Annotated in this window: 7 protein-coding genes; all 7 read left to right on the forward strand. The window is 38.4% G+C overall.

Translation table 11 applies throughout. From position 1 onward, the window contains the following. Positions 1–118: 118 nt before the first annotated feature. The 7 genes from JCM15092_RS00335 to JCM15092_RS00360 all read left to right on the forward strand — a co-directional run bounded on the left by JCM15092_RS00335 (position 119) and on the right by JCM15092_RS00360 (position 12,100). Positions 119–3,220 (forward strand): SusC/RagA family TonB-linked outer membrane protein, encoded by a 3,102-nt coding sequence (locus JCM15092_RS00335; protein WP_051532437.1) that lies wholly within the window; start codon positions 119–121, stop codon positions 3,218–3,220. 33 nt (positions 3,221–3,253) lie between these two features. After that, positions 3,254–4,876, forward strand: coding sequence for a RagB/SusD family nutrient uptake outer membrane protein (locus tag JCM15092_RS00340; RefSeq protein WP_024992914.1), 1,623 nt, complete (start codon positions 3,254–3,256; stop codon positions 4,874–4,876). 7 nt (positions 4,877–4,883) lie between these two features. Next, a complete protein-coding gene (locus JCM15092_RS00345; protein WP_235782239.1) occupies positions 4,884–5,906 on the forward strand; it encodes a glycosyl hydrolase 53 family protein in 1,023 nt (340 codons plus the stop codon). Between the two features lie 151 nt (positions 5,907–6,057). Next, positions 6,058–8,424: a beta-galactosidase gene (locus JCM15092_RS00350; RefSeq protein ID WP_024992916.1), complete on the forward strand. Its 2,367-nt coding sequence runs from the start codon at positions 6,058–6,060 to the stop codon at positions 8,422–8,424. Positions 8,425–8,535: 111 nt separating this feature from the next. Then, positions 8,536–9,180 (forward strand): alpha/beta hydrolase-fold protein, encoded by a 645-nt coding sequence (locus JCM15092_RS17770; RefSeq protein ID WP_262501355.1) that lies wholly within the window; start codon positions 8,536–8,538, stop codon positions 9,178–9,180. Beyond that, on the forward strand, positions 9,180–9,689 hold the full coding sequence (locus JCM15092_RS17775) for an alpha/beta hydrolase (RefSeq protein ID WP_262501356.1): 510 nt from the start codon (positions 9,180–9,182) through the stop codon (positions 9,687–9,689). The genes JCM15092_RS17770 and JCM15092_RS17775 overlap by 1 nt, the downstream gene beginning before the upstream one ends. 41 nt (positions 9,690–9,730) lie before the next feature. Then, a complete protein-coding gene (locus JCM15092_RS00360; RefSeq protein WP_024992917.1) occupies positions 9,731–12,100 on the forward strand; it encodes a beta-galactosidase in 2,370 nt (789 codons plus the stop codon). Positions 12,101–12,107: the final 7 nt, after the last annotated feature.

A 12,107-nucleotide genomic window follows, 5' to 3' on the forward strand; every position in this document is an offset into this window, starting at 1 on the left:
CTAACCCTATTTGTCTAAAATAAGCCCTACAGTAGATATTCTAATTGATACTATTGCAGAATAAAGTATCAGTTTATTGGTAAACTTTAATAATCTAATAAAAACTCAAATTAAAATTATGGAAAAGAGACTATTTTCTCTAGTACTTTGTTGCTTATGTTGGTCTATGACAATATGGGCTCAAAAACAAAATGTAAAGGGAACAATTTTTGACGGTCAAAAAGAACCGTTAATTGGAGTTTCCGTAAAAGTGCAAGGTACTACACTTGGCACATTATCGGATTTGGATGGCAATTATGCTATCAACGTAAACAAAGGTGATAAACTTGAATTCAGCTATATTGGGTTCAAGACTCAGGTTGTTGTTGTAAATAAGGATAAGATTGACATAATAATGCTTGAAGACGCAACCGTTCTTGATGAAGTTATAGTAACAGGATATGGCACAGTAAGTCGTAAAAACTTAACAACATCTATTGCAAAAGTCAAAGCCGATGAAGTTTCAAAAACTGGAACAACAAACATGGGACAGATGCTTATGGGACGTGCAGCAGGATTGCAGGCATCTCTATCAAGTTCTCAGCCTGGTGGTGGTGTAAATATGACCATTCGTGGTGGTGGACAGCCTCTTTATGTTGTAGATGGCATAGTAATGCCAACAAATGAGTTTATTGAATCGGCAGGTGGTACAACAACAGTAATGCCAAACAGTATAAATCGTTCAGGATTAGCAGGCATAAACCCTTCTGATATTGAATCAATAGAAGTCCTTAAAGATGCAAGTGCTGCTATATACGGTGTCAATGCCGCTAATGGCGTCATTCTTGTTACCACAAAACGTGGCAAACAAGGTAAGATGAAGATTAGCTATGAAGGATCTGTTGCTTCAGTAAAGAACTACAAATACATAGAGCAACTTAATGCTCAGGATTATATGACTTATGCAAACATCTTTAAAAAAGAACAATATCTGTACAATAATGGCATGGTTCCTTATGGAACAAAAGAATATGATAATGGTAATTCTGATGTATTTACCGCTGAGCAGATAGCTAATGCCGAGAACACAGATTGGGCAAGTTATATACTTAAAGATGGAAGCATTTCAAGCCATAACGTAACAATTCAGGGTGGCGCAGAACGAATAAATTACTATGTGTCTGGGAACTATTATAAGCAAAATGGTTCTGTTGCTAGTTCAAGTTACGAGCGTTTTGTACTTAGAGCCAATGTTGGGGCACAACTATTTAAATGGTTAAAACTTACAACTTCAATAAACTATAATAATAATAATAATAATAATGGTTCTGTAGGTGGTACTACAAGTGGAAGAGGTGCACAAGCGAGCGGTGCACTTACAGCAGCACTTTCATATCCATCAAATCTACCTGTTTTTGATGCTGATGGGAAATATACGTCTTATCTTACTATACCAAATTCAGTAGGTATGCTTGATATGACCAACAGATCTTATCTTTCTGGTTTCAATGCAAACTTTACTTTTGATTTTACCATTATCCCAGAGATGTTGACAGCAAAAGTACTATATGGTTACAATTCTGAAAATACAAAACGTAATGTATATATACCTAAAAATGTATATTTTGACCAGATGTACAAATCACGTGGTAGCTTAGCACGTGGTGACCGCGATAATAGTACAATGGAAGCTACATTCTCTTTTAACCATGACTTTTTCAATAAAGCACTATCTGTAAATGCAATGGTTGGTATGGGACGTTACTTTACTAATTCAAATGGCCTTGGTGTTTCATATAATGAAATAAACGATGTTATTGGGAATGATAATATTTCAGCTGCAACAGGCGATTTTAAACCAACATCATATCGAAGAGCTGATGAGAAACGTTCACAATTCGGAAGCTTGGCACTTGACATTCTTGATCGCTATGTAATAAATGCATCAGTACGTCGCGATGGTACTGACAAATTCTTCAAGAACAAAAAATATGCTTGGTTCCCTTCTGTATCAGTAGCATGGAAAATATTCAATGAGAACTTCATGGAAGATGTAGATTGGGTAAATCTGCTCAAATTACGTGCTTCATATGGTGAAACAGGTAATGATAATCTTGGCTCAAGTCTTTATGGTGCTTACGGAGCTTTTGGTAACAAAATCGGATTTGATAATAATGGAACTACATATGTACCATACTATCTTATTAGCCAGGATTATCCAAACGTTTCATGGGAAAAGACAATTATGAAGAATATTGGTCTTGATTTTTCTATATTTAAAGACCGTATCAGTGGTAGCTTTGACTATTTTGTGAATGATGTAACAGATATGCTTGGTTATGCCAATACAGCTGGTTTGTCTATGTTTGCTACATATCCTATTAATGGTGGACATATCCGCCGTTATGGTTGGGATGCAACTATCAATACAAATAATATTCAGACACCAGATTTCAAATGGAGTTCAGCAATAACACTTTCTCATTATAACTCTACATGGAAAGAACGTTTCCCAAATTATGATTATAACGAATATCAAATTCGTAAAGATGAACCTGTAAATGCTCTATATTTCTATCGTACTGAAGGCATAATAAATACTGAAAAGTCAAATTGCCCAACAACTCAACCGGAAAAATATAGTTATCCAGGATGTCCTATTTTAAAGGATCTTAATGGAGATGGTGAAATAACAACAGGTGATATAGATATGGTAAATGTTATTCCTGCACTATATTGGGGATTTGGAAATACATTTAACTACAAGAACTGGGATTTGGACATCTTTGTATATTCACAGTTAGGACTAAAGAAATATAACTACTCATACGATTGGAGTGACGGACGTGAACTTGCTAATCAAACTACTAATCAAAGTACAATAATAAACCAGGTATACAATTCGCAGACAAACCCTGATGGTAATCTTCCAGGTATAGCATCACGCTTGTCTAATGTATCGTTACCAGGTGGTTGTGGAACCGATGTATATTATCAGGATGCAAGTTTTCTTCGTGTTCGTAATATAACACTTGGATACACATTTAATGCAAAGAATCTTGGAGCTCTTCGTAACTACTTTACAAGCGTCCGTATTTATGCTGATGCATTGAATCCATTTACATTCACAAGCTTTGATAATTTCGACCCTGAGGTTACAACAGGTGGTTCGTATAAAGGTGGTAAAGCTGAATACCCAATGACACGTACCTTCTCTTTAGGAGTACAGGTAGAATTCTAACTATATCATGTCTAATAATAAAAAAAGAAAAAAATGAAACGCAATAATATTATTCACACAATGCTATACATCTTACTGATGGGCATTACGATTACAGGTTGTGAAAATGACTTTGATGCAAAAATATATGGACAGTTGTCTACAAATAACTTCCCGGCTACAGCAAGTGACTATGAAGATTATATGATGGAATGTTATGTGCCATTCTCGGTTAACTGGAGTTATGCATTATCTGCACAACAACATAATTTCTATGTATCCGAAGGAGGTTTACACCGCTGCTTTGATTCTACAACTGATGAAAGCTCGGCATGGGTAATAGGTTCATGGGGTTGGTTGTGGTCAACGATAGGTGCTGCTCAGTTTGATGACATGAAACTACTAGGACGTGCTTCAGTTGGTGCTCCAAGCCATTTTGAAAAAGTACGCGACATAAGCCGCTTTACAAAGATTATTGACCAATTGGAAAAAGCTGATTCAAAAATACTTTCTGAGGAAAAGAAGAATGAGTTTGTTGGTGAAGCCCGTCTTTGCCGCGGTATGATGATGTACTACCTTTTAAACATGTACGGACCGGTTCCTGTCATAGTCGATGCTAAGCTTCTAGGTGATACAATTAATGAATCACATCTTGTACGTCCGGAGTTGGATGTTATGACTCAATATATAACAGATGACTTAGAATATGCCAGTCAGCATGTAGCTGAAAAACAATCACAGAAAGGACGTTATACAGCCGATTATGCTCGTTTCTGCCTTATGCGTCACTATCTAAATGAAGGTTATCATATGTCAGGTTATTACCAGAAAGCTTATGACATATTTGGGCAGTTCAAAGGTAACTACGATCTATATAAAGGAGGTGAAAATCCATATGCAGATCAATTCAAGATTGGTCATGAATTTAATTGCGAGACAATTATGGCTGTAAGTTGTCATAGTAATGCTACAGGCGAGAGTAAAGAGGGTAACTTCAATCCTTTCTCTTGGTATTCATTGCCTTGGGATGTATCAAAAGTAGATGACAAGGGCAACCCTACACCTTTTGCAAATCAAGGTGGTGGATGGGGTATGGTATTCAATATCTCAAAACATTTTTATGACACATTTGAACCAGGTGATAAACGTGCTGAAACAATTATTACACAATACTATAGTTTTATGAATGGATGGGTTACAGAGAAGGAACTTGGCAATCGTTGGGATGGATTCATCATTAATAAATATCCTATCGAATCAGCTACTTCCTTCCAAGGTACAGATATTCCATTGGCACGTTGGGCAGATGCCTTAATGCTATATGCTGAAGCAGATGTAAGAGCTCATAATGCTGTCTCACAAAGTGCAATAGACTGTGTTAATAAAGTTCGTAACCGTGCCGGTTTACCTAATCTTTCTGCTGATAAGACTGCTACAGCCAATGACTTCCTTGATGCATTACTTACCGAACGTGGACATGAACTATATTATGAAGGATGCCGCAAGGTTGACCTTATCCGATTCAACAAGTATTATACTATAATGAATAAGATAGGACGCACACCATCTAGTCAGTATTTCCCATTGCCAAACTTTGCAGTAGAGCAAGCTGCTTCAAGCGGATATGAACTGACTCAATATTATACTCGTGAAAATTATGATGGACCAAAGAAATAATATAAAAGTGAATTTAAAAAAGTTATTATTAGGACCTCTCTGTCTCATGTTTGCACTGCAAACATGGGGCGGAGAGCCTTTTTGGCTCGGTGCCGATGTTGCAGGAGCCAACATGATGGAGAAAAGAGGAGGCTTTATTTTTAATAAGGCAGGTAATAAACAAGAGTTAGTTGCAATGATGCATGACATGGGTCTAAATGCTATAAGACTGCGTGTATGGGTTAATCCAAAAGGAGAATGGTGCAATATGGAAGACCAACTCGTTATAGCAAAACGTGCAGAAGCACTAGGTATGCCAGTTATGATAACCATACATTATAGTGATACATGGGCCGACCCCGGGCATCAGACAATCCCGGAGGCATGGAAAGAATATGACTACACAAAGATGAAAGAGGCTGTAGCCAACCATACTATTGAAATATTGAAGCTATTCAAGAAAAACAATATTGATGTAAAATGGGTACAGGTCGGTAATGAAACAACTCACGGTATGTTGTGGCCTATGGGTAAGGCAGAGGATAACATGGAGCAGTATGCAGGTCTTACGGAGGCAGGCTGTAGTGTTATAAAGGGTATTTATCCAGATGCTAAAATAGTTATTCATATTGACGGGGGCGTAGACCCTATTCGTTATAACAAGATATTCAATGCATTCGAGAAATATCATGTAAATTATGATATGATAGGGATGAGTTGTTATCCTTACTGGGATCAGGATCAAGGGCTTGAAGCAAAGGATGAGCATACTATTATTGATTGTATAAACAATATTAATGGTCTATACAAGAAGTTTGGTAAAGAGCTTATGATTGTCGAAACAGGATATGATGCTGACTATCCAGAGGCAGGTTATAAATTCATTACGGACCTTATTAAAGCAGCACGTACTCAAACAGGAGGGCACTGTCACGGAGTATTTTACTGGGCGCCGGAAATAGATGGTGGCTATAAACTTGGAGCTTTCAGAAATAAGCGCCCTACGAAAATTATGGATGCCTTTATTGAGGCTTCAAAAAAAATAGAGTAAAACTGAAGCAGGTTGGTATATGCAATATCGCGCCTTGAAGAGAGCACAATTATCATTACTGCTGCTTCAGTTTTTGCCAAATCTGTTTAGATAATAAATATCACATTAAAACGGACATATAGTCCACTATTACCGAAAAAAATAAAATATTATGAAGAGACCCGTAGCATTTTTCATCATTTTTGCATTGATTTGTTATTCTTCATATGCCCAAAACAGATGGAAAATTGATGTGACAAATGTAGACACTACTGTAGTCAGAGGGCATTTAAAACTTGGAGGAATAAACCCTGATGGAGATAAGATTGTAGTAAATAGTCACTATCTTGAGCGTAATGGAGAACCTATCATTCCGATTTTTGGTGAGTTCCACTTCAGCCGTTATCCTGCAGATCAATGGGATCAGGAAATCAAGAAAATGAAAGCTGGTGGCATCACTCTTATAGCTACATATGTTTTTTGGAGTCTTCACGAACCATCCGAAGGACACTTTTATTGGGATGGGGACCTCGACTTGAGACGATTTGTTGAGTTGTGCGGAAAGAATGATATGGATGTTATTGTGCGTGTTGGACCATTTGACCATGGTGAGTGGAGGAATGGCGGTATTCCAGACTGGCTATATGGCCGTCCTATTGAGATTCGCAGCAATGATCCAGAATACCTAAAATACGTAGAGAGATTATATGGACAGATAGGTCAGCAGCTTAAAGGCCAGTTTCATAAAGATGGAGGACCTATAATAGGTGTACAGATTGAAAATGAGTACCAGCACTCTGCAGCACCTTGGGGATTCACATATGACGGAGCTCCTAGAGAACTTACGGTTGCACGCAGGGACGTGGGAGTTACACAGATTCAGGTAGGTATCAACAAGAGTGGTAATGAGAATTCTGCTATAGGTGCAGTGCATATGAAGACACTTAAGAAGCTTGCAGTTGACGCAGGTCTAATTGCTCCACTATACACAGCTACCGGATGGGGATATGCCACAATCATTGAAAAAGAAAGTCTTCCTGTAATGTCAGCTTATGCTTATCCTTATTGGGTAGATGAGCCAACCCCTAGCCCATTCTATCTATATAAGGATATTCACGCTAAGCCTGATTATGAACCAGTAAGCTATAACCCTGCTCTATATCCATCATTAGGAGCTGAGCTAGGAACAGGAATGGCTGTAGTATACAAGAAGAGACCACGCGTTCCACAAGAGAGTCTTCTTCCTATGATGGTTCGAGAAATCGGTAGCGGTAGCAACGGACTAGGTTTCTATATGTACCATGGCGGTACTACCCCATCTATAGGTAATCATTTTTACACTGAGGCTTTCGGATTGAATCTCAAATCATATGATTACCAGTCACCACTTGGAGAGTTCGGATTCCCTGAAGGTAGTTTCTATTCTCTGAAGGTATTCAATTACTTCCTTAGAGACTTTGGAGCAACATTGGCCCCATGTATGACTATACTTCCAAAAACTAATCCGACTACCCCTGCAAATCTAAACACATTGAGATATGCTGTGAGGAGTAACGGAGAGAGCGGATATGTATTCATGCACAATTTCCAAGATCATCTTAAAACCAGTAATATAGCTGATAATAGGATTGAAGTAAAGGCTACTAAAGGAACATACTCTTTTCCTAATAGCGGGACATTCGATCTGAATGTAGGATCAGTTGCAGTGCTTCCTTTCAACATCGATTTCGGTGGTGTAAAATTCAAGACAGCAATGATTCAACCATTCTGTAAGGTAGGAAACGGATACGTTTTTGTTTCAATGAAAGGTTTGAAGCCGGAAATTGTTTTGGAAGGGCGCCATAAGGTCAAAGGAGCAAAAGCGACAGTGAAAGGCGGTGATACAGTTGTATCCCTACCATCTGGTAAAGCTGTAGAATTCAGTATCGATGGTGTTGAGTTCTTGTTAATCCCATTTGAAGATGCATTGAATGCGTACACAGTCAATAACAGGCTATTTATTTCTAATGGTATTGTATGTGGACATGACACGCATGAACTTATCACTACAAGCCCAGAGACCGAGATTACTGTATGGCCAGCTGCTAACATTTCTGTGAACAATGGTTCTATTACTAAAATTAGTTCTGCGTTCGGTTCAAAGTGGAAAGTCTTTCTCCAGGAAGTAAAACCTGCTCTTGAAATAAAGAAGACTGATGACAGACACATAGTTCTTGATGCATCTGGCATGAAATGGGACGGAGTGAATGAGGTATATCTAAGCTTTGATTATGTTGGAGACCGTGGTATATGTATGATGGACGGAGTGCTTCAGACAGATAACTTCTACACCAGCAGACCTTGGCTTATGGGCCTTAAAAAGTATACCGACACTTTGAAGGATAAAGAGATGTATTTCTATTTTGTTCCTATGCAGAAAGATGCACCATACTTAAGCTACCTTGATAGTATCCCGGATTTTGGTGGAAAGAAAGAGTATCTTAGCCTACCTATGCCAAAAGTCATAACAGAATACAAAGTGACTCTTGTAGTTAAATAATATTTGAACTAACAATAATTTAAGGTTCAATATTATCTAATAGTTGAAAAGAAGTGGATCAAACCCACTTCTTTTTAAGTATATAATATATTAATAAAAACACTAAAACTGATGAAAACCCAATTTACTATTTTATTCACACTTGCAATTCTTCTTGCTTCTTCATTATTTGCTCAGAAACCTCTTCCAGAAGGTACAGAGACTTCAGAAAATGCCTTATTCTTGAGAAAATGGCCAAGAGTTGATGACAAGCAACGAGCATGGTTCAGATTTCATGCACCAAATGCAGACAAAGTACAAATTGACTGCCGTGGTATATATCCAATGGAAAAGGATACTGACGGATGGTGGTATGGTAACACTGATTCTCTTGCATTAGGTTTACATTTCTACAATTTCATTGTAGATGGGGCAATTGTTACAGATCTCAATACATACACTTATGGAGGAAGTTACGGATATTCTTCTGCAATTGAAATTCCTGAAGGAGTGGAAGGAGATTACTATAGGCCTTCAGAAGTGGCACATGGACAGGTAAGGTCATTTGTATACTACTCAACATACGAGAAATCATACCGTAGAGCAAATGTTTATACTCCTGCTGAATATGAAACAAAGCCAAACAAACGTTATCCTGTACTCTATCTCCAGCATGGAATGTGTGAAGATGAGACTGGATGGCCAACTCAGGGAAAGGCAAATTTCATTCTTGACAATCTCATTGCTGCAGGTAAATGCAAGCCTATGATTGTGTGATGGATAAAGGAAACTGCAGTATCAACTTCATGACCCTCATCAAAGAGGACCCTACTGCAACAAGAGAGAATTTCGGAGCATCATTCACACCTATCTTTCTTCAGGATATAATACCATCAATTGATAAGGAGTTCAGAACCTTGACAGATAGAGATAATCGTGCAATGGCCGGTTTATCATGGGGAGGACACCAGACATTCGAGATTGCACTTAGAAATCTCGATAAGTTCTCTTACATCGGGTCATTCAGCGGGGCTTTGTTCCTAGGTGAAGACCAAATAGACAAAGCATACGACGGTGTATTCGCTGACAGCAAGGCTTTCAACAAAAGGGTACATACCCTATTCATCGGTATCGGAAGTGAGGAAGGAATGGGAGCAAAAGATTTGGGTAAAGCACTACAGAAAAGAGGTATCAACAATATATACTACGAATCTCCCGGCACTGCCCATGAATGGCTGACATGGAGACGCTGCCTTAAAGAGTTTCTGCCAAATCTGTTTAGATAATAAATATCATATTAATGATACCTCAATAAAAAAATAATATTATGAAAAGACTCATAGCATTTTTCATCATTCTTGCATTGGTTTGTTTCTCAGCTTCTGCCCAGAAGATATGGAAAACAGATGTGACAAATGTAGACACTACTGTAGTCAGAGGCCATCTGCAACTTGGAGGAGTAAGCCCTTCCGGGGGAACAATATCTGTGAACAGCAATTATATTGAGAGGAATGGGAAACCATATATCCCAGTAATGGGAGAGTTTCACTATAGTAGATGTGCAAAAGAGAATTGGGATAAGGAACTCAAGAAGATGAAAGCTGGTGGTATATCAGTGGTGGCCACCTATCTTTTTTGGAACTATCATGAGCCGGAAGAGGGTAAGTTTAGATGGGATGGTAATGCTGATTTAAGGGCTTTTGTGAAGCTATGTGATGAGAATAATCTTGATGTAATTGTACGCATAGGCCCCTATTCTCATGGTGAGTGGCGTAATGGAGGCCTTCCCGACTGGCTTTATGGTCGTCCTATAGAGGTAAGGAGCAATGATCCGGAGTATATGAGATATGTTGAACGCTATTTCAAACAGGTTGGTGAACAACTTACCGGTCTTATGTATAAGGATGGAGGACCTATCATTGGTGTCCAACTAGAGAATGAATATCAGCATGCAGCTTCCGGATGGGCTTTGGGATATGGCCGTTTCAGCGAACTTACAGCAGCAAGAATGGATGTAGGAATTACACAGGTTCAGGCGGGTATAAATAGTGAAGGTAATGCCAACTCAGCAATAGGAGCTTCTCATATGAAAGAACTTAAGCGTCTTGCTAAGGCTGCCGGTATTGATACTCCTCTATATACTGCAACAGGTTGGGGCTTTGCTACTATTGTGGAAGATGGCAGCATCCCTGTGATGGCAGGGTATGCATATGCTGCATGGACTCCTGGTAATGTAGCAAGTGATTTTTATCTTTTCAAAGATATACGCAAGCATCCTGATTATGCTCCGGTTAGCTTTGATACGTCTAAATATCCTGCAATGGCTGCAGAGATAGGAACAGGAATGATGACAAGTCATGAAAGAAGATCTATTGTTCCTCATGAAAGCTTTCTTCCATTTATGGTAAGAAATGTAGGAAGTGGAAATAACGGACTTGGGTACTACATGTATCATGGTGGTAACAATCCTTTGTTTGAGGGCAGCAACTTGTCTTATACGGATGGTTCAGTCAGTATGCGTTCCTATGATTATCAATCTCCTTTGGGAGAGGATGGTTATCCTCGATTAGGATATAAGTCACTAAAGTTGATAAATTATTTCTTGCAAGATTTTGGTGAGTCTCTGGCTCCTATGGTAACTGTTATCCCAGACTCAAATACATCAGATTCGAAAGATGTTACTACATTGAGATATGCAATTCGTAGTAATGGATATGGGGGATATGTATTCATGCATAACTTTCAGGATAGATGTCAGACTCAAAACCTGGGAAATAACAGGATTGAGGTTCAGACAAAGTCGGGAAAAGTATGTATCCCTGCCAATAATACGTTTACTTTGAAATCAAAGATGTCAGCAATTTTCCCATTTGGAGTTGAATTTGGAGGTATCCCTTTCAACTATGCAACTGTTCAGCCTTACTGCAAGGTGGGTAATGGTTTTGTATTTATTTCACTTGATGGAATTGCTCCTGAAATCGTACTTGATGGAAAGCACTTTGTTAAGGGAGTGAAATCATCTTTCTCTCAGGGACGTACCTACATAAAATTAGTTGCTGGACAAGCTTGTGATTTCAAAATTGATGGAGTAGATTTTCTTGTAGTACCATTTGATATGGCTCTTAATTCATACAAGTATGGCGATAGACTTCTATTTTCAGAAGGTATTGTAGTCGGATCTGAAAAAGCTGAGATTATCACAACATCATCATCAGTAAATATTGTAGTTTGGCCCGAGGCTAAACTCTCTTCAGAGAAGGGAACAATTACCAAGAGCAATTCATCTATCGGGTCATCGTGGACTCTTAACATGCCTGAGGTTAATCCTAACATCTCAGTTAAAAAGAGCGGCGACAGATACTTAATAGTAGATGCTTCGAATGTGAATTGGGATGAACTTAGTGAGTTATATATCAAATTCAATTATGTTGGTGACAGAGGTGTATGCCTTATGAATGGATATGTAAAGACAGATAATTTCTATGTTGATGCTCCATGGATAGTTGCTTTGAAGAAGCATAGTGAAGGGCTCCGTGAACATAATATGTATTTCTATTTCCTTCCTATGGACAAAAACGGACAATATCTAAAGGACCTTTCCAAACTGCCGGATTTTGGGAAATCCAAGGAATATCTTGATTTAGGTACTCCTGAAGTAATACCAGAATACAGAACAACATTATTTATAACTAAATAGAATGACC

Origin of the sequence: Phocaeicola paurosaccharolyticus JCM 15092 (assembly GCF_000613805.1) — a bacterium.
Classification (GTDB): Bacteria; Bacteroidota; Bacteroidia; order Bacteroidales; family Bacteroidaceae; genus Phocaeicola; species Phocaeicola paurosaccharolyticus.

What these genes read in the sequence shown, in the direction of transcription:
- JCM15092_RS00335 (WP_051532437.1), top strand. Translation starts at nt 119, where the DNA reads ATGGAAAAGAGACTATTTTCTCTAGTACTTTGTTGCTTATGTTGGTCT.
- JCM15092_RS17770 (WP_262501355.1), top strand. Translation starts at nt 8,536, where the DNA reads ATGAAAACCCAATTTACTATTTTATTCACACTTGCAATTCTTCTTGCT.
- JCM15092_RS17775 (WP_262501356.1), top strand. Translation starts at nt 9,180, where the DNA reads ATGGATAAAGGAAACTGCAGTATCAACTTCATGACCCTCATCAAAGAG.
- JCM15092_RS00350 (WP_024992916.1), top strand. Translation starts at nt 6,058, where the DNA reads ATGAAGAGACCCGTAGCATTTTTCATCATTTTTGCATTGATTTGTTAT.
- JCM15092_RS00340 (WP_024992914.1), top strand. Translation starts at nt 3,254, where the DNA reads ATGAAACGCAATAATATTATTCACACAATGCTATACATCTTACTGATG.
- JCM15092_RS00360 (WP_024992917.1), top strand. Translation starts at nt 9,731, where the DNA reads ATGAAAAGACTCATAGCATTTTTCATCATTCTTGCATTGGTTTGTTTC.